This is a genomic window from Alsobacter sp. SYSU BS001988, assembly GCF_054796215.1.
This window is the reverse complement of record NZ_JBTAMK010000016.1, coordinates 52306-71829: the sequence shown is the minus strand read 5'-3', so window position 1 is coordinate 71829 and position 19524 is coordinate 52306. Positions and strand designations below refer to the sequence as shown.

Here is a 19524-nt window from a genome sequence, read left to right as displayed (position 1 = left end):
CGTCGCGCAGGCCGGCTTGCCAGACGGCGCAAGCCGTGCAGAAGGTCGCCGCGCCCAGACCTCCCCGCCGCCGGCGGCCAAGGACGACATGAAGACCGCGATCATCCTCGCCCTCGCCGGCCTCGCCATGCTGGCCTCCGCCCCCGCTGGGGCGCAAGTCAACCCGCCGCCGCAGGTCGCCCCGCAGGAGCGCGGCCCGGCGCTGGCGCCGCCCGTCTCTCCGGCGCTCCCCTTCCCCCTGGTCGCGCCGGACCAGGCCCAGCCTCCGCCCGGGCCCGCGCCCGGCGCCCCCGCCCCGTCCAGCCCGATCCCGCGCGGCCCCTCCACCTCCTCGGTGCATCGCGACGGCGGCACCCTGAGCCTCAGCGCCGTCCTGGGCGGACAAGCGGGCCCGATCCGCTCCGGCATCGTGTGGCGCGTGTATTCCGATCCGCAGGACGGCGGCCCCGCGACGCTGCTGCAGGAGTCCCGCGCCGCCTCCCCCACGATGTCGCTGGAGCCGGGCGTCTATACGGTCCATGCCGCCTACGGGCTGGCCAGCGCCGTCAAGCGCATCGTCATGGGCGGCGCGTCGACGAGCGAGAGCCTGGTGATCAACGCCGGCGGGCTGATCCTCGGGGGCGTGATCGGCGACTCGACGATCCCGCCGGAGAAGCTGCGCTTCAACGTCTATGTGCCGCTGGGCAATGATCCGGAGGGGCGGCTGGTCGTGGAGGCGGCCCATGGCGGCGCCATGCTGCGGCTGCCGGAGGGCGGGTACCGGGTGGTGTCCACCTATGGCGACAGCAACGCGATCATGTCCGCCGACCTCAAGGTCGAGGCCGGCCGGATCACCGAAGCGACCCTGCGCCACAAGGCGGCGACCATCATCCTGAAGCTCGTCACCGCGCCCGGCAGCGAGGCTTTGGCCAATACGGCCTTCAGCGTGCTGACCCCCGGCGGCGACACGATCCGCGAGGCCATCGGCGCCTTCCCGTCCATGACGCTGGCGGAAGGTGAATACGTCGCCATCGCCCGCAACGGGGGCAAGGTCTACACGCAGGAGTTCAGCGTGAAGTCCGGCCTCGATCGCGACATCGAGGTTATGGCCCGGTAGGCGGGCGCGTCGCCGGCGGGCCAGGGGCTTAGCACTTGACGTCTTTAGGGTTGTTAATCGCAAAATTACAATTTCGGAGGACAGTGGCGCGAAGGAGCAAGCCTTGTCCTCCACATCGTCGCCCGGCTGGATCGAGAGACTCACGACGACCCCGATCCTGTTCGGCGTCGCAATGGGCGTCGTGGTCTGGACGAGCATCGCCGCGATGCTGTGGTCGGAGTATGATCACGCCCAGGCCCTCGTCGACCGCACCACCGCCAACCTCGCCACGCTGTTCTCCGAAAACGCCAGCCGGGCGATCCGCGAGGTGGACAAGTCCCTGTTGGTGCTGAGGGCGCTCTACGAGGACGACCCCAGCGACTTCCTGGCGGCGGCCTATTCCAAGCGCTCGGCCCAGTTCGACAGCATGATCTTCCAGATGGCCATCATCGGGGCCGATGGGGAATTGCGCGCCAGCAACATTCCGACCACCGCGCCGGCGGTCAATCTGAGCGATCGCGAGCACTTCCTGGTCCACAAGAACAGCGCCGAGGACAAGCTCTTCGTCAGCAAGCCGGTGCTCGGGCGCGCCTCGGGGCGCTGGTCGATCCAGCTCACGCGCCGCATCACCGACCGCCAGGGCCGGTTCGCGGGCGTCATCGTCGCCTCGGCCGACCCGGACCATTTCTCCAAGCTGTACGAGGCGGTCGATCTCGGCCCCGCGGGCGTGGTCGCCCTGGTGGGCGCGGACGGCCTCATCCGCTTCCGGCGGGGGACGTCGCAGAACGCGACGGGCGTGTCCGTCCTGGGCACGCCCTTCTTCCAGGCGATCACGGCGGCGCCGCAGGGCAATTTCAGGCTGGTGAGCCCCATCGACGGCGTCGAGCGCTCAGGCGCGTTCAAGCGCGTCGTCGGGCACGACCTCATCGTCGCCGTCGGCCTCTCCACCGAGGAGACCATGCAGGCCATCCGCCGGCAGGCGCTGCCCCTGATCCTGATCGGGCTGGTCGGCACCGCCCTGATCGGGGCCGTGGCGATCATCGTCACGCGCGCCAGGATTACCCGGCTCGCGCTGGAGGAAGCCAGCCACACCGCCGCTTCTCAGCTGGCGGAGCTTGCTTTGCGCGACCAGCGCGAGGCCATGCTGACCCGGGACGCCGAGATCCTCTCGCATGTCGAGGCGCTCGGCGGCCGGCTCGGCGGCTCCATCGACACGCTCGGCCGGATCATCGCCGACATCTCCGGGCAGTGCTCGCGGATGAACGAGGCGGCCGCGCGGGCCCGGGACGGCAGCGCCGGCGCCGCCGACATATCCAACGCCTCGGCGCAGAACGTCGACCACATCGCCGTCAGCGCCGCGACCATCTCCGACATCGGCATCGAAGCCGAACGGGCCGTCACCGGCGCGCTGCAGACCTTCGACGAGGCCATCGCCCAGGCGGGGCGGAGCAGCGAGGCCTTCTCGGACCTCGACAGCGCCACCCTGCAGATCGACCGGGTCGTGCAGATGATCCGAGCGGTGGCGCACCAGACCAACATGCTGGCGCTCAACGCCACCATCGAGGCCGCCCGCGCCGGGGACGCCGGCCGCGGCTTTTCGGTGGTGGCGCAGGAGATCAAGCTCCTGTCGGCCCAGACCTCCGACGCCACCGGCCAGATCAGCGCCCAGCTCACCGCGATCCAGCGCGCCGGGCGCACCTCCATCGAGAGCGTGCGGGCCATGCTGGAGGGCCTCAAGATCACGCGCGACACGACGCAGGGAATCGCCGGCACGGTGGCGCGCCAGAGCAACACCGCCACCGACATCGCCATGACGATCGCGACCGCGGCGGAGACGGCGGCCAAGGCCTCGCGCAGCGCCAATGCGATTCGCGAGGCGGCCGAACTGGCGGACCATTGCGCCTCGGACCTGCTGGGCACCACGACCATGCTGGAGGCGGAGGCCCAGACGATCAGGCTGGAGATCGAGGACCTGCGCCGCTCGCTGGAGTTCGGATCGGCGCAGGATCCGGCCCCCCACGCCGCATCCTCGGCCGGCTAGGACCGGGTTCTCCCACAGGTTGATCAAGATCGTCGACGGGGCGCCCGGAATGCGCGAGCCTGTGGGCGATCGCAATCCGGATGAGCCCACATGTCCCACCTTCCCGCATTCCGCGTCGCCGCGACCCTCGCCGGATTGGCGTCCCTCGTCGCGAGCGCCGGCTCCTCACAGGCGGCGGACGCCGCCAACGGCGCCAGGATCGCCAAGCGCTGGTGCGCGGAGTGCCACGTGGTCGCGCCCGGGCAGACCTCCGCCAAGACGGACGCGCCCCCCTTCGCCACCATCGCGACGAGGCCGGCCGGCTCCGTCCCGCTGGAGAAGTTCCTGATGAACCCGCATCCCAAGATGCCGGACATGCAGCTCAACCGCGGCGAGGTCGCCGACCTCGTCGCCTATATCAAGACCGTGAAGCGCTGAGCCGCCGGCCGCAGGGTCGGCCTATTCGGCCGCCATGCGCTCCTCGCCGTCGCGCTTCAGGTCCGGCGCGACGGCTTCCGCCGCGAGGCTGCGCAGCGCGACGTCCAGCGCCAGGGTCTTCTGGTCGGGCGAGCCGAGGCGGCGCGCCGACACCGTGCGCTCGGCGGCCTCCTTCTTGCCCACCGCCAGGATGACCGGGACCTTGGCCAGCGAGTGCTCGCGCACCTTGTAGCTGATCTTCTCGTTGCGCAGATCGGCCTCGGCGCGCAGACCCGCCCGTCGGGCGGCGGCCAGCACCTCCCTGGCGTAGCCGTCCGCCTCGTGCGTGATGGGGCACACGACCACCTGCAGCGGCGCCAGCCACAGCGGGAAGTGCCCGGCGAAGTGTTCGATCAGGATGCCGGTGAACCGCTCCATGGAGCCGCAGATGGCCCGGTGGATCATCACCGGCGTGGTCTTCTCGCCGCTGTCGGCGATGTAGAACGCCCCGAACCGCTCCGGCAGGTTGAAATCCACCTGCGTGGTGCCGCACTGCCAGTCGCGGCCGATGGCGTCGCGCAGCACATATTCGAATTTCGGCCCGTAGAACGCGCCCTCGCCCGGATTGATGCTGGTCTCGATCGCCCCGCCCGACTGCGCGGCGATCTTCTCCAGCACACGCGTCATCACGGTCTCGGCGCGGTCCCACAGCGCGTCGCTGCCGACGCGCTTCTCCGGCCGGGTGGAGAGCTTCACGACGATCTTGTCGAAGCCGAAATCCTTGTAGGTGCTGAGGATCAGGTCGTTGATGGCCAGGCACTCGGCCTCCATCTGCTCGTCCGTGCAGAAGATGTGGGCGTCGTCCTGGGTGAAGCCGCGCACCCGCATCAGGCCGTGCAGGGCGCCGGACGGCTCGTAGCGGTGCACCGCGCCGAACTCGGCCAGCCGCATGGGCAGGTCGCGATAGCTCTTCAGCCCGTGCTTGAAGATCTGCACATGGCCGGGGCAGTTCATCGGCTTCAGGGCGAAGACGCGCTGCTCGGCGTCCTGGTCCTCCGGATGCATGAAGGCGTGGGCCGACTTCACCGCGAACATGTTCTCCTGGTACCAGCCCCAGTGGCCGGACGTCTCCCAGAGAGACTTGTCGAGAAGCTGCGGCGCGTTCACCTCGTCATAGCCGAGCGTGCTCAGGCGCCGGCGCATGTAGGAGATGAGGGACTGGAACAGGGTCCAGCCCTTCGGGTGCCAGAACACCGTGCCGGGCCCCTCCTCCTGGAAGTGGAACAGGTCCATCTCCCGGCCCAGCCGGCGGTGGTCGCGCTTCTCGGCTTCCTCCAGCTGGCGGGTGTAGGCCTCCAGGTCCTCTTTCTTGGCGAAGGCGGTGGCGTAGATGCGGGTCAGCATCGGATTGTTGCTGTCGCCGCGCCAATAGGCGCCGGCCACCTTCATCAGCTTGAAGGCGTCGCCGACCTTGCCCGTGGAGGTCATGTGCGGGCCGCGGCAGAGGTCGAACCAGTCGCCCTGGCGGTAGATCTTGAGGTCCTGCCCCTCCGGGATGGCGTCGATCAGCTCGAGCTTGAACGCCTCGCCCTTGTCGCCGAAGACCTGGCGGGCCTTCTCGCGGCTCCACACTTCCTTCGTGAACGGCTTGTCGCGCGCGATGATGCGGCGCATCTCGGCCTCGATCGCCGGGAAGTCCTCCGGGGTGAAGGGCTCGTTGCGGGCGAAGTCGTAGTAGAAGCCGTTCTCGATCACCGGGCCGATGGTCACCTGCGTGCCGGGCCACAGCGTCTGCACCGCCTCGGCCAGCACATGCGCGGCGTCGTGCCGGATGAGCTCCAGCGCCCGCGGGTCGTCCCGGGACACGAACTCCAGCCGGGCGTCGCGCTCGATCGGATCGGCGAGATCGGCGAGCGCGCCGTCCAGCGCCATCGCGACGGTGCGCTTGGCCAGCGACGGCGAGATGCCCTTGGCGATGTCGAGGCCGGTGGTCCCGGGAGCGAATTCGCGGACGGCGCCGTCGGGGAAGGTGACGTGGATCATGGGTCAGGTCTCCTGCTCACTCCTGCAAACAGGTGCAGGTAAGCGTTGGGTCGGGGCGGAACCGGCCCCGGTCGGCGCTGGCGGCCGGATCAGGGCTGGGTGGGCGAAGCCGGTCCACGGTCGGGCGCGACGGCGTCGCAGACGATGGGCGACGGCGCATTGACGCCGCGCCACCGTCCGTAGCGCCACGGTCTATACCAGGCCGCCGAGGCGGGCAACGCCGCCGGGACGAGGTCCACGCCCTCGGTGCCCCAGGGCTGGCAGCGGCACAGCCGGGCCGCGCTCATCCACCCCCCGGCCCAGAAGCCGTAACGGCCGATCGCCTCATCCGCATAGGCCGAGCAGCTCGGCCAATGGCGGCATTGCCTGCCGATCAGCCCGGACAGCGTCAATTGGTAGCCGCGGATCAGCAGATGGGCCGCCGCGACCCCGGGACGTAAAGGTTTCGTTAACTTCACGCGTTCACCCTGAAAGCCTGTTCCGCGTTCCCATCGCCTGCCGGCCCCAGCCCCGGCTTGCATGGACGCCGCCGACTGGGTATCCCTCTCCCGTCCGCGGTTCGATGCTGCTTGCCGGCGGCCCGCAACACGGAGCTCCCCTTTCCCATGGTGTATCGCGTTCGATCCGTCGCCGCACGCAGCCTCCGCGTGGCCGCATCGATCGTCGGGCCAGGATTGCTCGGCCTTTCGCTGACCCTCCCCCTCTCGGCCGCCCTCTCCGACGCCGCGTCGGCGAAGACCCGGCACGCCGCCGCCAAGGCCAAGGCGGCCCCCGTCAAGGCGAGCGCGTCCAAGTCCCGCGCCGCCAAGGCGGCCGCCTCCGAAAAGGCCGTGGCCAAGCGCCATGCGGCCGAGGCGCCGAAGCCGGCGCCGGCCGACCGACGCGCCGCCGAGGCCCCTCCCGCCGACGATGCGCTCCAGACCCCCGATCTTGCCGAGACGCTGGCCGAAGCCGCGCCGGCGCCCGGCTCGCAGCCCGCGGGCTGGCTGGTCACCATCCGGGGCAACGTCATCGCCGCCCCGAACTTCCCGGGAGCGAAGGACTACGGCTTCATCGCCTATCCGTCCCTGAGTTTCCGCCGCACCGACGACCCTGAAGCCTTCAAGGCCCCCGACGACGGGATCAGCTTCGCGCTCTTCGGCGACAGCCGCTGGTCGGTGGGCGTGGTCGGACGCTACCAGCCGGGCCGCTACCGCCAGGACGACCGCAGCCTGTTTGGAATCCACGACGCCAAATGGGCCGCCGAGCCCGGCCTCTTCGGCGAGTTCTGGCCTTTGGCGGACACGCTGCGCCTGCGCGGCGAGCTGCGCTACGGCTTCAACGGATACAGCGGCTTCGTCGGCAACCTGTCGATGGACTACGTCCAGCGCCTCGGCAAGTTCACGCTGGCGGCCGGTCCCCGCCTCGCCTTCGCGGGCGGCGAATACATGGACGCCTATTTCGGCGTGAGCCGCCAGGACGCGCTGTGGAATGGCCTCGTCACGCCCTACAAGGCCGACGCGGGCGTGAAATCCCTCGGCGTGGCGGCGTCGGCGACCTATCAGTGGAACGACCAGTGGGCGACCACGGTGCGCGGCGCCTATGACCGCCTCGTCGGCTCGGCGGCCGACAGCCCGATCACCCGCAACCTCGGCTCGCGCGACCAGTTCACGGTCGGCGCCAGCGCGAGCTACTCGTTCCAGCTCGGCGGCGGCGGCTGGCGGCGCTAGGCGTCCCCGCCCCAGCTCGCAACCTTCCCGCCTATTCGGCGGCCTGGGCCTGCGCCTGGCGCGCCGCCTCGATCTGGCCGATCGCGTCCACCACCGCGTCGAAGGTCAGCATGGTGGAGGCGTGCCGGGCCTTGTAGTCGCGCACCGGCTCGAGCACGGCCGCGTCCGCCCAGCGGCCGGTCGGCGGCGGCCCGTTCTCCTTCAGCATCTTGCGCACCGTGTCGCGCAGCTCCCTCAGCTCCTGGGCGGTCGAGCCGACGACGTGGCGCGCCATGACCGAGGACGAGGCCTGGCCGAGCGCGCAGGCCTTCACCTCATGGGCGAAGTCGCTCACCCGGTCGCCCTCCATCGCAAGGTCGACGGTGACGGTCGACCCGCAGAGCTTGGAATGGGCCTTCGCGGTCGCCTGCGGAGCGTCGAGCCGCCCCAGGCGCGGGATGTTGGCCGCCAGTTCGAGGATTTTTGCGTTGTAGATGTCGTTCAGCATGAAGCCACCACCATTTCGTTCCCATATATAGGCGTCCTGGCGCTGGGGTGCGAGGGCGGACGTCGCGCAGCTGCGAGGCGGACGCTCACGAATTCGTTCCGCCGGACGCTCGCGTTCGCAGCCGTCTCCCCTGCGCGTTTCGCCGCAGGCGGGCCGGCGCCGGTGGTCCACGCCGAAGCTCGAGCCGTATAGGGTGCTGAGATTATCCAGGCGGGAGGCTCCATGATGGACGCCGTGGTCAAGACCTTGTCCCCGCGACCGGCGCTGAAGCCGGCCGCGGACGTCGCGACGAAGCCGAGCCGAGAGGAGGCCGAGGCGGCCGTCCGCACGCTCATCCGCTGGGCGGGCGACGACCCGTCTCGCGAGGGCCTCCGCGACACGCCCAAGCGGGTGGTCAAGGCCTATGAGGAGCTCTATTCGGGCTATGGGGTCGACGCCCAGGAGGTTCTCGCGAAGGTCTTCGAGGAGGTCGGCGGCTACGACGACATGGTGGTCGTGCGCGACATCCCGTTCCACTCCCATTGCGAGCACCACATGGTGCCCTTCGTCGGCCGCGCCAGCATCGGCTACTACCCGTCCGAAGGCGTGGTCGGCCTGTCCAAGCTCGCCCGCGTGGTCGACGTCTTCGCCCGGCGGCTGCAGACGCAGGAGACCATGACGGCCGAGATCGTCGGGGCCGTCGACGAGGCCCTGAAGCCGCGCGGCGTGGCGGTGATCATCGAAGCCGAGCACATGTGCATGTCCATGCGCGGCGTGCTGAAGCAGGGCGCCATGACGGTGACGACGCAGTTCACCGGCGTCTTCCGCGACGACCCCGCCGAGCAGGCGCGCTTCCTCGCCATGGTGCGCGGGCTGCGCTGATCGGCGTTCGTCGCCGCAGCTCCCCATGCTATGGAAAACGGCCGGCGAGAGCCGGCCGCTTGCGTTCCGGAGTCCCCGCATGAGCCCGTCCACCGTCCGCCTGTCGCCGCGCGGCGACGCCGCCGCCGTCGAGGAAGGCCTGCTCCTGGCGCCGAAATTCGACGCAGCCGGCCTTCTCACCGCCGTGGCGGTCGACGCCTCCACGGGCGAGATCCTGATGGTCGCCCACATGAACGAGGAAGCCCTGCGCCGGACCATCGAGACCCGCGAAGGCTGGTACTGGTCCCGCTCGCGTGCCTCGCTCTGGCGCAAGGGCGACACGTCCGGCCAGGTCCAGACCGTGCGCGAGATCCTGGTGGACTGCGACCAGGACTGCCTGGTCCTCAAGGTGGACGTCGCCGGCGACGGCGGCTGCTGCCACACCGGCCGCCGCTCCTGCTTCTACCGCCGGGTCGAGCTGCCCGGCGGCGGAGCGGAGGCGCGCCAGGGCCCGGTCGCGCTCGCCCATGTGGCGGCGTGAGCAAGGCATTCCGGGCGCGTTGAACCCCGACATGGGCTCGACCGTTGTCGTGGGCTCTTCAGCCGCCGGTAACGCGCCTTGCGCTATGCTGCCGTCCATGGGAGGAGCGACGGGGATCGACCATGCTCCAGGAACTGCTCGGCCTGACCACGCCGGCCCGCGCCGAAGGCGCCGGGGCCGCCGGGGGCGCGCCCGCCGGCGGCCCGCCGGCTCCGACGACCGCCAGAACGCAAGGACATGACGCCGTGACGCGCAAGCGCCCCCGGATCGGACTCGCGCTGGGCGGCGGCGCCGCCCGTGGATGGGCCCATATCGGCGTGATCCGCGCGCTGGAGAGGGCCGGCTACACGCCCGAGATCGTGGTCGGCACCTCCATCGGCGCGGTGGTGGGCGGCTGCTACGCCGCCGGCAAGCTCGACGAGCTGGAGGCCTTCGCGCGCTCCCTCACCAAGAGCCGGGTGCTCTGGCTGATGGACTTCCACATCGGATCGGGCCTGATCAGCGGCGACCGCCTGAAGCGACTCCTGCAGCGTGACCTCGGCGACATGCGCATCGAGGACGCGGCCACCCGTTTCGCCGCCGTCGCCACCGAGCTTCGCTCCGGCCATGAGATCTGGCTCACCAAGGGTCCGATGGTGGAGGCGCTGGGCGCGTCCTACGCCCTCCCGGGCGTGTTCGACCCGGTGCGCCTGGGCGGGCGGCTGCTCTTCGACGGCGCCCTGGTGAACCCCATCCCGGTCACCACCACGCGGGCGCTGTCGGCGGAGCTCGTCATCGCCGTCAATCTCAACGCCGACCTCTTCGGCCGCGGCGCCGTGATCCCGGACCATGGAGGAGGCGCCGAGCCGCCCACCGAGGAGATGGTGGAGACCATCGCGGAGGGGCTGTTCTCGCCGGTGCTGGGCGCGGCGAACCGGCTTCGCCGGATGGTCAACCGCGGCGCGGGGCCGGGCTTCGCCAGCGTGATGGTGGACGCGTTCAACATCACCCAGGACCGCATCGCGCGGTCGCGGCTGGCCGGCGACCCGCCGGACGTGCATGTCAAGCCGCGGCTCGGGCGGGTGGGCCTGTTCGACTTCCACCGCGCCCAGGAGAGCATCGCGCTCGGCGAGGAGGCGATGACGCAAGCCCTCGCCGACCTCGAGACGACGCTCGAATCGCTGCCGGGGCCGTACTGAAAGGCCGGCGTCCTCAGCCGGCCGTGATGTACTCGCGCAGCGCCTCGGTCTCGTGCTGCATCTCGGTGAGGCGGTGCTTCACCACGTCGCCGATGGAGACGATGCCGGAGAGGCGTCCGCGCTCCACCACGGGCATGTGACGGAACCGGCCGGAGGTCATCTCCTCCATCACGTCCACGATCAGCATGTCCGGCGCGCAGGTGATCACCTCGGCGGTCATGTGCGCCGACACGGCGTCCTGGAGCGACTCGGGGCCCCGGACCAGCGCCCGGACGATGTCGCGCTCCGACAGGATGCCCAGCACCTGCCCGTCGGCGCCGGTCACCACGACCGCGCCGATCTTGCGTTCGCCCAGCACCCGGGCGGCCTCCGACAATGTGCGATGCGGCTGGATCGTGACGACCTCGCGACCCTTGGTCGAGAGTATGCGGGAGACGGTCATGCGCCCCTCCTTTCGTGTCCATCCCGGTGACGGTCTTCGCGGCCGTCGGTTCGCCTGCGCCAGGTCGGCCGCTCCATGCGCGCTCGGAGCGTCCGCAGCCTCGGCTCAGGGGCCGAGTCTGCGCTCAAAGCCCGGAACGCGCAATGGCCGGCGGAAGGCTCAGACGCGGCGCCCGCGCCGCGGATCGAACAGGCGGAAGGCCAGGAGGCCGGTGACGAATCCGCCCACATGAGCCTCCCAGGCGATGGAGGCGTCCGTCATCCCGAGCCCGATCCCCGCCACCCCGGTGGCGAAATTGAGGATGAACCAGACCGCCAGGAAGGTCACCGCCCGCCTGTCCCGCAGGACCTCGGGCAGCGACAGGGCGGGCAGCCGGTAGCTCAGCTCCTCCTCCAGGCGGTAGGCGCCCAGCGGCGCGCCGGGCTGGAACACGAACCGGATCGCCGCCGCCATGCAGCCCGAGATCGCCGCCGAGGCGCCGACCAGGGGCGCGACGTCGTCGCCATGCGTGACTAGGTGGCCGAGCGCGCCGCCCAGGGCCGTCACGGCCAGGAAAACCAGGAAGCGCGTCGAGCCGAACCGCCGCGCCACCGCCGCCCCGAAGGCGAGCAGCCAGACCGAGTTCAGGATGAGGTGGGTCCAGCCGCCGTGCAGCAGCGCGTAGGTGACAAGCGTCCAGGGCTTGGCGGAGCCGCTCTCCATCAGCTCCCGCGCGAGGCCGAGGCGTTGCATCAGGTCGGTGTTGCCGGGATCGGCGGCCAGCCTCTCCGTCAAGCCCGGGATCGGGTCGACCCCGAACAGGGCCGTGAAGCGGGCCGGGAAGAAGGCTAATTCGTAAACGAGAGCGTCCTCCCCCACCCCCCACGCGCGCAGGGCGTGCAGTCCCGCCAGCGCCAGGATCACGGCGACGACCACGAAGGGCACGTTGAAGACCGGCTCGCGATACTCCGCGTCCAGGGCTGGTTTCACGGGGGGCGATCCCTCTGTCCGGACGCATCGGCGCGGCGGACCATCCGGGGCGCGCTGTCGCGGGAGCCGCAACATTGTCCGGGCGAAAGCCTCGCGCAAGTCGAATCCGGGGCAAAAAAAGGGGGAGAGCCCGAAGACTCTCCCCGTTACGCGGCGGTGCGCTTCGAAGCGCAGAGCAGGCCTTGCGACCCCGCTCCACCTCGCCTTGTCCCAGTTTAGCGTTCGACACAGGAGCCACGGTCGACCGCAAAGGATGCAGGAGGACCATGCTCCCCAAGCAGCCCGGACGCAACGTCAACCCCGCGTTAAGGTTAAGGCCGGGCCGTGGCACGCCCGGTGCAAATCCACTCCCCGGGATGCGAAGGGACGCGGCGTTCGCTTGAGCGGGGCCGGCGCAGCGTCTCGAAGCGGGACCAGCGGGGCGATGGATAACAAATTATGAAACACGGCGTCACACAGTCGCTGTTCGCGTACTGGAATGAACTGCGGGGACAGCGCAGCGCGCCGGAGCGCTCCGAGGTCGACCCGGGCCGGATCCGGCACATCCTCGCCGACACCTTCATCATCGAAGTCGACGCCGAGAGGCTGTGCCCGGTCCGCCTCGCCGGAGCCAGGATCTCGGCCCTGGCCGGCCGCGAGCTGAAGGGCGCGAGCTTCATGGGCCTGTGGCGCGACGAGTTCCGCGAGGACGCCGTGGCGCTGGTCGACGTCGCCGTCAACAACGCCAGCGCCGTGGTGGCCTCGGTCACGGGCTCGAGCCGCGACGGCCGCGTGCATGACCTTGAACTTCTGCTCCTGCCGCTGCGCCACCGCGGCAAGACCCACTCGCGCCTGCTCGGCGCCTTGTCCCCCCTCGCCGCCCCGCCGCGGCTCGGCCTCGACCCCGTGGCGGGCTTCGAGGTGCGCTCGCGCAGGATCATCGACGCCACGGAGGTCGGGACGCCTACCCTGCGCCCTCCGCGCGAGCGGCTGGCGAACGTCGCGCCGATCCGCCGCGGGCACCTGTTCGTGTTCGCCGGAGGCCGAATTGACGGGGCGGAGGACGCCGCTAAACCGCCGTTAACCTAGCAGGCTGATACTGGCCTGGGACTTGAGGCTGCTGTCGCAGCGCTTTGTCGAACGATGGCGGTCATGCAGGCACTCCGGGAGAATCCACGCACGCTCGAACGGCGCCGCCACCAGCGCGTCCGGGTGGTGCTGCTGGGCCGCTACATGCTGGAGAACCGGCAGGAATTCGCCTGCCAGACCGTCGACATGTCTCCCGGCGGGCTGGCCCTGCTGGCCCCCGTCCAGGGCGCGCTCGGCGAGCGGGTCGTCATCTATCTGGAACATCTCGGCCGGGTCGAGGGCAAGATCGTCCGCGACTTCGAGCGCGGCTTCGCGGTCGCCCTGCAGGCGACCAAGCGCAAGCAGGACAAGCTCGCCTCGCAGCTCACCTGGTTCGCCAACCGGCAGGATCTGGGCCTGCCCGAGGATCGCCGCCACGAGCGCATCCAGCCCCGCCTCACCGGCGCGATCATGCGGCTCGCCGACGGCCAGGAGGTCGGCGTCAGGATCATCGACGTGTCGCTCTCCGGCGCGGCCATCTCGACCAACCTGAAGCCGGACCTCGGGTCGCGGGTGACGGTCGGCGCCACGCACGGCAAGGTCGTGCGCCACTTCGAGGGCGGCGTCGCCATCGAGTTCCTGCGCATCCTGGCCGACCAGAGCTTCGACGAAAACGTCCAGCTCTAGGCCTTTCTCCGCGGCCGATCCGTCGAATGCGACCGAACCGGTTGAGCGGCCCTCAACCCGTTTGCGCCAGGCTGCGCGGGTCGCCCTCGCGCGACGGCGCGTTCGATGCGCCAAGCCCCGGCGCCGACAGACCCCGTCCCTACGCCCGGGCTTCGCTTGAGCCGGTCCTCCGCAGAGGGCCGGCTCTTTTTTTCAACCCACGACCGCCCTCGCGGCATCTCGCGGTGGAAAGCGCGTGAGTGCGTTAACGATGTCCTAACCAAAGGGTTGCACGCCCAGATGGGGTTCTTTACCGTCCATTAACCTTGAATTGGGCGGGGCTGTGGCAGATGCGGCATTTTGGGGGCGTGGTTCTCGGGCTCGTATGCCTGGGTGTGGCTGCGAGCGCGAGCGCACAGCCGTCTGGCGCGGCGCGGGTCGTTCCGGCGGCCACCACCTCCGCTCCCATTCTCGACGAGGTCAAGCCGCCGATCGGCTGGATCGACTTCTGCCCGTCCCACGCGGATGACTGCGACGTCGCCCCCCTTCCGGCCAAGAAGATCAGCCTCACTCTGGGCGCGTGGTCCGAGCTCGTGCGGGTCAACCAGAGCGTCAACGCCCAGATCGAGCAGGTCGAGGACATCGCCCTCTACGGCGTCTCCGAGAAGTGGACCTATCCGGACGAGGGCAAGGGCGACTGCGAGGACATCGCGCTGCTGAAGCGCCGCATCCTCATGCGCGAGGGCATGCCGCGCCAGGCGCTGCTGATGACGGTCGTGCGCGACGAGACCGGAGCGGGCCATGCGGTGCTCACGGTCGTGACCGACCGCGGCGATTTCGTGCTCGACAGCAAGACCTCGCGCATCCTGGCCTGGGAGGGCACCGGCTACGGCTTCATCAAGCGCCAGTCGCAGGAGCACCCCAATGTCTGGGTCAAGCTCGGCGAGCCCGCCCCCAGCACCCTCATCGTCGCCGGCCACTAGCGGCTGGCGCGGACGCCCCCTCGCCCCGGAACGGGGAGAGGGGCGGGGCGAGGGTTGGTCCAGCCCTCATCCGGTCCTTCGGGCTGCGTTCCGTCAGGCGTCGACGCGTCTCAAGCCGGCCTGGAAGCGGCGCCAGTTGTCGACGTAGTGCGCGGCCGTGGCCCGCAGACGCGCGACTGCGGCCTCGTCCAGCGTGCGGATGGCGCGGGCCGGCGCGCCGACGATGAGCGAGAACTCCGGAAACTCCTTGCCCTCGGTGACGAGCGCATTGGCGCCCACCAGCGATCCCCGGCCGATGCGCGCGCCGTTGAGGACCGTCGCCCCCATCCCGATCAGGGCCCCCTCGCCCACCGTGCAGCCATGCAGGATGGCGTGGTGCCCCACCGTCACGTCGGCGCCGATGTCCATCGGGTAGCCCATGTCGGTGTGCAGGAGCGAATGCTCCTGGATGTTGGAGCGCGCGCCGAGGCGGATCAGCTCGTTGTCCCCGCGCAGCACGGAGCCGAACCAGATGCTGGCCTCCTCGCCGAGCTCGACCGCGCCGATGACATGCGCGTCGGGCGCGATCCAGTACTGGCCGGGCGGCGGAAGGATGGGCTGGCGGTCGTCGAGGGCGTAGATCGGCATCGGGGTCTCCCTGTGTCGGACGAGCAGACGGCGCGGCGGCCGTCGCGTCAAGCCCGGGCGGGAGGGCGGATCAGGCCGTCAGCAACGCCACGAGCTCCATCAGCACCCGACCGCAGGCCAGGCCCCAGACGCAGGCGATGACCGTGGCGAGCGCCACGAAGCTCACGCGGCGGCGCTCGAACCGGCGGCCCCGGACGGTGTTGCGCAGGATGATGAAGGGCGCGCTGAACACGATGAGCGGCACCGAGGCGACGGCGCGCGGCCCTCCGGTCTCCAGCAATGTGAAGCTCGCCCGGCGCTCGGTCACCGCCTCGAAGCCCGTCGCCAGCACGCCCGCCGCCGCGAGCCCGAGCGCCAGGGCCTGGAACGCTTCGAGCGTGGTGGGATCGACGAGCATGGACATGCCGGGGCCTCCGCGGCCCGCACAGGACCGCCCCGATTTATGGCAGCCTTAACGGTCGGTTAAAGGACTTCCTTCATGTTTGGTTAAAATGCGGTGGAGTCGCGCGCCCATGCCCCCCTTTTCCGATGCGTCCCCCTTTCCCGCCCGAGCCTTCGCGTCGCCCCGGGGCGTCGCCGAAACGGTCGCCTACGGGCGCCGCGTCGCCGCCGCCCAGGCCCTCGCCTCCCAGACCACTGCGGCGCAGGACGCCGGAGCGCATCATCACGGCCAGGGCCTCAAGGCCGCGGCCCTCGTGCTGCTGGGCGGGCTCGCGGCGGGATCGATCGCCTTCTTCGCCTCGTGGCTGCAGCCGGAACGTCCCCGCCTGCTCGCCGTGACGGTCGGGGATGCGGCGCTGTCGGTGCGCTCCCCCCTGGTGCGCGACCCGGGCCAGCGGCGCGACGGCGCCAAGCCCCGGCTCGACCTCGCGGTGGCCTGGCCGAGCTTCGAGCCGGCTGCGCCGAACGTCACGCGTGGCGGAATGATGTCGCTGGGAGACGTGGTCCTGGTCACGATCCTGCCCGCCGACGAGAGCCCCGACCCGGAGACAAGGCCGGCGCAGCTCTACGGGCGTTACCTGGACAGCGCCGTCGAGGACGGGCCGGGCGGCCTGATCCAGAGGCGCTTTCGCGACAAGTCGCCCTATGCGGGCGAGACCCTGTTTCTGGCGGCCCCGGACGGGCGGCGCTTCGCGGCGCGCTGCGAGGGGGAGAAACGGACGCCGGACGGCCTGCCGGACGTCTGCATCGCGGAGATCCGGCGCAACGGCCTCGATCTCCAGATCCGGATGGAGCAGCCCCTCCTGCAGCACTGGGAGGCGATCGACGCGAGGCTGCGCCGCCTGCTCGATGGGATGCTCGGCTGAACGGACGCGGTCAGCCCTGCGGCGCGGCGCGCCGCGCGTCGCTCACTGGTCTTCGAGATCCACGTCCAGGATGGACATGTTCAGCGCGTAGGAGCGGTCGCCGTCCTCGTCGTCGAGGGAGATGATGCCCACGAACTCATCGCCGATCATCACTTCCGCCGAGTCGGTCTTCTTCGGGCGCGCGACCACCTTGATGGTGTTGTTGTTGAACAGCCGCCGGAGATAGTTCTGCAGCTTGGCGAGTTCGGTCTTGTCCATTGCGTCGTGACCTCTGCGACGGCGTTCGCGCCGGCGCTTCGTGGGAAGGACTTGCCACGCCGGGCCCGTCCCCGCAAGGCCGGGGGGGCGCCTCCTCCGCCGGCGTCCGCAGCCGGGCTCAGGCCTCCGGCTTGTCGACGAGCATCTTGTCGGCGAGGAGCTGGTCCATGCTGCGCGCCGGTTCGGCGCAGCCGGCCGTCCCCACCACCTGCGCCGGCACGCCCGCCACCGTGGTGTTGCGCGGCACCGGCTTCAGCACCACCGAGCCCGCCGCCACCCGGGCGCACTGTCCGATCTCGATATTGCCCAGGATCTTCGCCCCGGCCCCGATGAGCACGCCCTGCCGGACCTTGGGATGCCGGTCCTCATGCTCCTTGCCGGTGCCGCCCAGCGTGACGTCCTGCAGCATCGAGACATTGTCCTCGACGACCGCCGTGGCGCCGACCACGAGCCCGGTCGCGTGATCGAGGAAGAGCCCGCGCCCCAGCCGGGCGGCGGGGTGGATGTCGGTCTGGAACACCTCGGACGAGCGGCTTTGCAGGTAGAGCGCCAGGTCCCTGCGCCCGGCGTTCCAGAGCGCATGGGCCAGCCGATGCGTCTGGATGGCGTGGAAGCCCTTGAAGTAGAGCATCGGCTCGATGAAGCGGCTGCAGGCGGGATCGCGGTCCGCCACCGCCATGATGTCGGCGCGGAACGTCTCCGCCAACGTGGGATCGTGATGGATCACGTCCATATAGGTCTGGGCGATGAGGTCGCTCGGCACCGCGGCGTGATGCAGGCGCGCCGCGATGCGGTGGACCACCGCCGATTCCAGCGTGTCGTGGTTGACCACGGTCCCCATCACGAAGCTCGCCAGCGTCGGCTCGCGCCGCACGATCTCGTCGGCCTCCTCGCGGATGCGGCTCCACACCGGGTCGACCCGATCGATTCGCGGGCTGCGCACGGCGCCCTGACCATAACCGTGAGCGGACATGAGTCCTCCGCCTGATGGCGCGGCCGACCGACCGCGCGGGGGTGGCGCCGGGCCGTCCCGGCCCATGCGTCGCGCGGCGCCGTTGCGCCCGCAAGCCATACAGCTAGGCGCATCGGACGCCTTTGCCAATGGATCTCTCCAGCGATTTCAGGCGGGCCGAGCTCGAGCGTCACGCGAAGCCGGCGAAGCGCGGCGTCAACAACCGGGCACAACCGATTCGGCGCTCTCGGGAAAACCTAATCCGCCGCGCTGAGCGCGCGCGCAGCCGCTCCGAAGCGCCGCGTCAGGAAGTCCAGGATCGCCGCCGTGAACACGTCGTTGCGGTCGCCCGCGACCATATGGCGCGCGCCGGCGATGTCGGCGTATTCGGCGTCCGGCGCCAGCGCGAGGAACTCGCGCGCATGCTCCTCGGTCACCAACTCGCTGGAGCGGCCGCGCACCAGCAGCGCCGGCGCCCGCAGGCCTGCGGCGGCGGACAGCAGCGCCGTCTCGGTCGCGGCGGCGTCCTGGTCGATCGAGCGCGTCCCGTGGATGAAACGGGGATCCCAATGCCAACGCCAGCGTCCGTCGTCGGAGCGGCGCAGGTTCTTGCGCAGGCCCGCCAGCGAACGCGGGCGCTCGCGATGCGGCAGATAGGCCGCGATGGCGTCCGCCGCCTCCTCGATGGAGGAGAAGCCGAGCTCGGCCCGCTCGGCCATGAAGCCCAGCACGGCCTCCACGCCGCTGCGGTCGAGCCGCGGCGTCACGTCGACCAGCACCAGCCCGGCCAGCGCGTCCGGGCTGCGGCCGAGCGCCGACAGGGACGCGATGCCGCCCATGGATGCGCCGACCGCGACCGGCGCGAGGCCGCTCTCGCGTCGCAGCGCCGCCGCCACGGCCTCCACGTCGCGCGCATAGTCGGCGAAGGCGTAGGCGCCGTTCGCCACCCATTCGCTCTCGCCATGGCCGCGCTGGTCGAGCGTCACGGCCAGGAACCCGGCCCCGGCGATGCGACGCGCCGCGTCGTCGAAGGCGTGGCGGGTCTGGCCGCCGCCATGCAGCAGCAGCACGGGCCGGGCCCCGCCGCGGTAGACCGTCCCGACGAGCCGGTTCAGGTCCGCCCCCTGGAAGACGAGCCTCTCGCCCCTGGGGGCGCCTGCGGTCAAGGACGGCGCTCCAGGAAGGCCAGCACCGCTTCCTTGTGGACGCGGTCTCCCACCGCGAGATTGTGGTCCCGCCCGGGGATGTCGACCACCTGCGCGCCGGGGATCAGCGCGCCGAGCGCATGCGGGTCGCCCGCGACGTCGTCCTTCGTGCCGACACAGATCAGCGTCGGCTGGCGGATCGCGGCGGCCTGCTCGGCGGTCAGGGTCTGGCGCGACCCGCGGATGCAGGCGGCGAGCGCCTGGAGGTCGCCGCCGGTCTGCTCGGCGAAGGCGCGGAACATGCGCTGCATCGGATCGGTGACGTCGGCCAGCGACGGCGCCTCGAGCGCGTCCGCGATGCCGACCGGAAGGCCGACGCCCTCCACCAGATGGATGCCGAGGCCGCCCAGCATCACCGAGCGGACCCGCCCGGGATGCGCGAGCGCCAGAAAGGCGGTGATGCGCGCGCCCATCGAGTAGCCCATGACGTCGGCGCGCTCGACGCCCAGATGGTCCATCAGGCGCCGCACGTCTTCGGCCATCACCCCGGAGGCGTAGGCCGCCGGATCGCGCGGCTTGCCGCTCTGGCCGTGGCCGCGATTGTCGAGCGCGATCACGCGCCGGCCGGCGCGGTTCAGCGTCTTCACCCAGAGCGTGTTGACCCAGTTGACGGCGTGGTTGGAGGCGAAGCCGTGGACGAGCACGATCGGCTCGCCCGCGCCCTCCTCCGGAGCCGAATCGAGATAGGCGATGGGCACGCCGGCGGAATCGAAGGTCTGCATGCTCACTCCGTCGTGGGACGGCTGCGTGGGACGGCT

At 70.7% G+C, this 19524-nt stretch carries 22 protein-coding genes; 11 read left to right on the top strand and 11 right to left on the bottom strand.

Features of this window, described 5'->3' with window-relative positions; translation table 11 throughout:
• Positions 1-88: 88 nt before the first annotated feature.
• The 3 genes from ACYVO7_RS21705 to ACYVO7_RS21695 all read left to right on the top strand — a co-directional run bounded on the left by ACYVO7_RS21705 (position 89) and on the right by ACYVO7_RS21695 (position 3533).
• Entirely contained in the window at positions 89-1096 is a 1008-nt protein-coding gene (locus ACYVO7_RS21705; protein WP_460451869.1) for a hypothetical protein, read from the top strand.
• Between the two features lie 103 nt (positions 1097-1199).
• Positions 1200-3116 carry a methyl-accepting chemotaxis protein gene (locus ACYVO7_RS21700; protein ID WP_460451868.1) on the top strand — a complete coding sequence of 639 codons (1917 nt, stop codon included), beginning with the start codon at positions 1200-1202 and terminating at the stop codon, positions 3114-3116.
• Positions 3117-3206: 90 nt separating this feature from the next.
• Complete coding sequence (locus tag ACYVO7_RS21695) at positions 3207-3533, top strand: c-type cytochrome (protein WP_460451867.1); 327 nt, start codon at positions 3207-3209, stop codon at positions 3531-3533.
• Positions 3534-3554: 21 nt separating this feature from the next.
• Here ACYVO7_RS21695 and thrS read toward each other — a convergent pair whose 3' ends face one another.
• Both thrS and yidD read right to left on the bottom strand, forming a co-directional pair.
• Positions 3555-5555 carry a threonine--tRNA ligase gene (gene thrS, locus ACYVO7_RS21690; protein ID WP_460451866.1) on the bottom strand — a complete coding sequence of 667 codons (2001 nt, stop codon included), beginning with the start codon at positions 5553-5555 and terminating at the stop codon, positions 3555-3557.
• An 89-nt stretch (positions 5556-5644) separates the two neighbouring features.
• The gene (yidD, locus tag ACYVO7_RS21685) at positions 5645-6013 is read right to left on the bottom strand and encodes a membrane protein insertion efficiency factor YidD (protein ID WP_460451865.1); all 369 of its coding nucleotides are present in this window, start codon (positions 6011-6013) and stop codon (positions 5645-5647) included.
• A 189-nt stretch (positions 6014-6202) separates the two neighbouring features.
• On the opposite strand from yidD, the gene ACYVO7_RS21680 reads away from it, so the two are divergent.
• Complete coding sequence (locus ACYVO7_RS21680) at positions 6203-7264, top strand: MipA/OmpV family protein (protein ID WP_460451864.1); 1062 nt, start codon at positions 6203-6205, stop codon at positions 7262-7264.
• Positions 7265-7295: 31 nt separating this feature from the next.
• Here the strand turns inward: ACYVO7_RS21680 and ACYVO7_RS21675 are convergent, their stop codons facing one another.
• Positions 7296-7751 (bottom strand): iron-sulfur cluster assembly scaffold protein, encoded by a 456-nt coding sequence (locus ACYVO7_RS21675; RefSeq protein WP_460451863.1) that lies wholly within the window; start codon positions 7749-7751, stop codon positions 7296-7298.
• A 225-nt stretch (positions 7752-7976) separates the two neighbouring features.
• On the opposite strand from ACYVO7_RS21675, the gene folE reads away from it, so the two are divergent.
• The 3 genes from folE (at position 7977) to ACYVO7_RS21660 (ending at position 10310) form a co-directional block, all read left to right on the top strand.
• Complete coding sequence (gene folE / locus ACYVO7_RS21670) at positions 7977-8612, top strand: GTP cyclohydrolase I FolE (RefSeq protein WP_460451910.1); 636 nt, start codon at positions 7977-7979, stop codon at positions 8610-8612.
• Between the two features lie 79 nt (positions 8613-8691).
• The gene (gene hisI, locus ACYVO7_RS21665) at positions 8692-9132 is read left to right on the top strand and encodes a phosphoribosyl-AMP cyclohydrolase (RefSeq protein ID WP_460451862.1); all 441 of its coding nucleotides are present in this window, start codon (positions 8692-8694) and stop codon (positions 9130-9132) included.
• 122 nt (positions 9133-9254) lie between these two features.
• The gene (locus ACYVO7_RS21660) at positions 9255-10310 is read left to right on the top strand and encodes a patatin-like phospholipase family protein (protein WP_460451861.1); all 1056 of its coding nucleotides are present in this window, start codon (positions 9255-9257) and stop codon (positions 10308-10310) included.
• A 13-nt stretch (positions 10311-10323) separates the two neighbouring features.
• Here ACYVO7_RS21660 and ACYVO7_RS21655 read toward each other — a convergent pair whose 3' ends face one another.
• Both ACYVO7_RS21655 and ACYVO7_RS21650 read right to left on the bottom strand, forming a co-directional pair.
• Positions 10324-10752 (bottom strand): CBS domain-containing protein, encoded by a 429-nt coding sequence (locus ACYVO7_RS21655; RefSeq protein ID WP_460451860.1) that lies wholly within the window; start codon positions 10750-10752, stop codon positions 10324-10326.
• A gap of 159 nt (positions 10753-10911) precedes the next feature.
• A complete protein-coding gene (locus tag ACYVO7_RS21650) occupies positions 10912-11721 on the bottom strand; it encodes a rhomboid family intramembrane serine protease (protein ID WP_460451859.1) in 810 nt (269 codons plus the stop codon).
• A gap of 438 nt (positions 11722-12159) precedes the next feature.
• On the opposite strand from ACYVO7_RS21650, the gene ACYVO7_RS21645 reads away from it, so the two are divergent.
• From ACYVO7_RS21645 to ACYVO7_RS21635, 3 genes are all read left to right on the top strand, one after another.
• Entirely contained in the window at positions 12160-12789 is a 630-nt protein-coding gene (locus ACYVO7_RS21645; protein WP_460451858.1) for a PAS domain-containing protein, read from the top strand.
• 54 nt (positions 12790-12843) lie between these two features.
• Complete coding sequence (locus ACYVO7_RS21640; protein ID WP_460451857.1) at positions 12844-13455, top strand: PilZ domain-containing protein; 612 nt, start codon at positions 12844-12846, stop codon at positions 13453-13455.
• A 374-nt stretch (positions 13456-13829) separates the two neighbouring features.
• Positions 13830-14417 (top strand): transglutaminase-like cysteine peptidase, encoded by a 588-nt coding sequence (locus tag ACYVO7_RS21635; RefSeq protein ID WP_460451856.1) that lies wholly within the window; start codon positions 13830-13832, stop codon positions 14415-14417.
• A 93-nt stretch (positions 14418-14510) separates the two neighbouring features.
• Here the strand turns inward: ACYVO7_RS21635 and ACYVO7_RS21630 are convergent, their stop codons facing one another.
• Both ACYVO7_RS21630 and ACYVO7_RS21625 read right to left on the bottom strand, forming a co-directional pair.
• Positions 14511-15044: a gamma carbonic anhydrase family protein gene (locus ACYVO7_RS21630; RefSeq protein WP_460451855.1), complete on the bottom strand. Its 534-nt coding sequence runs from the start codon at positions 15042-15044 to the stop codon at positions 14511-14513.
• A 70-nt stretch (positions 15045-15114) separates the two neighbouring features.
• A complete protein-coding gene (locus tag ACYVO7_RS21625; RefSeq protein ID WP_460451909.1) occupies positions 15115-15441 on the bottom strand; it encodes a DUF6949 family protein in 327 nt (108 codons plus the stop codon).
• Positions 15442-15556: 115 nt separating this feature from the next.
• Between ACYVO7_RS21625 and ACYVO7_RS21620 the strand changes: the two genes are divergently transcribed.
• Entirely contained in the window at positions 15557-16351 is a 795-nt protein-coding gene (locus ACYVO7_RS21620) for a hypothetical protein (RefSeq protein WP_460451854.1), read from the top strand.
• Positions 16352-16393: 42 nt separating this feature from the next.
• Here the strand turns inward: ACYVO7_RS21620 and ACYVO7_RS21615 are convergent, their stop codons facing one another.
• The 4 genes from ACYVO7_RS21615 to ACYVO7_RS21600 all read right to left on the bottom strand — a co-directional run bounded on the left by ACYVO7_RS21615 (position 16394) and on the right by ACYVO7_RS21600 (position 19488).
• Positions 16394-16609 (bottom strand): DUF3126 family protein, encoded by a 216-nt coding sequence (locus ACYVO7_RS21615; RefSeq protein WP_460451853.1) that lies wholly within the window; start codon positions 16607-16609, stop codon positions 16394-16396.
• 118 nt (positions 16610-16727) lie between these two features.
• A complete protein-coding gene (cysE, locus tag ACYVO7_RS21610) occupies positions 16728-17582 on the bottom strand; it encodes a serine O-acetyltransferase (protein ID WP_460451852.1) in 855 nt (284 codons plus the stop codon).
• A 236-nt stretch (positions 17583-17818) separates the two neighbouring features.
• Positions 17819-18727 (bottom strand): alpha/beta fold hydrolase, encoded by a 909-nt coding sequence (locus ACYVO7_RS21605; protein ID WP_460451851.1) that lies wholly within the window; start codon positions 18725-18727, stop codon positions 17819-17821.
• Positions 18724-19488 (bottom strand): alpha/beta fold hydrolase, encoded by a 765-nt coding sequence (locus tag ACYVO7_RS21600; protein ID WP_460451850.1) that lies wholly within the window; start codon positions 19486-19488, stop codon positions 18724-18726. Before ACYVO7_RS21600 ends, ACYVO7_RS21605 begins: the two co-directional genes overlap by 4 nt.
• Between the last annotated feature and the right edge of the window lie 36 nt (positions 19489-19524).

What these genes read in the sequence shown, in the direction of transcription:
- ACYVO7_RS21705 (WP_460451869.1), top strand. Translation starts at nt 89, where the DNA reads ATGAAGACCGCGATCATCCTCGCCCTCGCCGGCCTCGCCATGCTGGCC.
- ACYVO7_RS21695 (WP_460451867.1), top strand. Translation starts at nt 3,207, where the DNA reads ATGTCCCACCTTCCCGCATTCCGCGTCGCCGCGACCCTCGCCGGATTG.
- thrS (WP_460451866.1), bottom strand. Translation starts at nt 5,555, where the DNA reads ATGATCCACGTCACCTTCCCCGACGGCGCCGTCCGCGAATTCGCTCCC.
- ACYVO7_RS21675 (WP_460451863.1), bottom strand. Translation starts at nt 7,751, where the DNA reads ATGCTGAACGACATCTACAACGCAAAAATCCTCGAACTGGCGGCCAAC.
- folE (WP_460451910.1), top strand. Translation starts at nt 7,977, where the DNA reads ATGGACGCCGTGGTCAAGACCTTGTCCCCGCGACCGGCGCTGAAGCCG.
- hisI (WP_460451862.1), top strand. Translation starts at nt 8,692, where the DNA reads ATGAGCCCGTCCACCGTCCGCCTGTCGCCGCGCGGCGACGCCGCCGCC.
- ACYVO7_RS21660 (WP_460451861.1), top strand. Translation starts at nt 9,255, where the DNA reads ATGCTCCAGGAACTGCTCGGCCTGACCACGCCGGCCCGCGCCGAAGGC.
- ACYVO7_RS21655 (WP_460451860.1), bottom strand. Translation starts at nt 10,752, where the DNA reads ATGACCGTCTCCCGCATACTCTCGACCAAGGGTCGCGAGGTCGTCACG.
- ACYVO7_RS21645 (WP_460451858.1), top strand. Translation starts at nt 12,160, where the DNA reads ATGAAACACGGCGTCACACAGTCGCTGTTCGCGTACTGGAATGAACTG.
- ACYVO7_RS21640 (WP_460451857.1), top strand. Translation starts at nt 12,844, where the DNA reads ATGGCGGTCATGCAGGCACTCCGGGAGAATCCACGCACGCTCGAACGG.
- ACYVO7_RS21630 (WP_460451855.1), bottom strand. Translation starts at nt 15,044, where the DNA reads ATGCCGATCTACGCCCTCGACGACCGCCAGCCCATCCTTCCGCCGCCC.
- ACYVO7_RS21625 (WP_460451909.1), bottom strand. Translation starts at nt 15,441, where the DNA reads ATGCTCGTCGATCCCACCACGCTCGAAGCGTTCCAGGCCCTGGCGCTC.
- ACYVO7_RS21620 (WP_460451854.1), top strand. Translation starts at nt 15,557, where the DNA reads ATGCCCCCCTTTTCCGATGCGTCCCCCTTTCCCGCCCGAGCCTTCGCG.
- ACYVO7_RS21615 (WP_460451853.1), bottom strand. Translation starts at nt 16,609, where the DNA reads ATGGACAAGACCGAACTCGCCAAGCTGCAGAACTATCTCCGGCGGCTG.
- cysE (WP_460451852.1), bottom strand. Translation starts at nt 17,582, where the DNA reads ATGTCCGCTCACGGTTATGGTCAGGGCGCCGTGCGCAGCCCGCGAATC.
- ACYVO7_RS21600 (WP_460451850.1), bottom strand. Translation starts at nt 19,488, where the DNA reads ATGCAGACCTTCGATTCCGCCGGCGTGCCCATCGCCTATCTCGATTCG.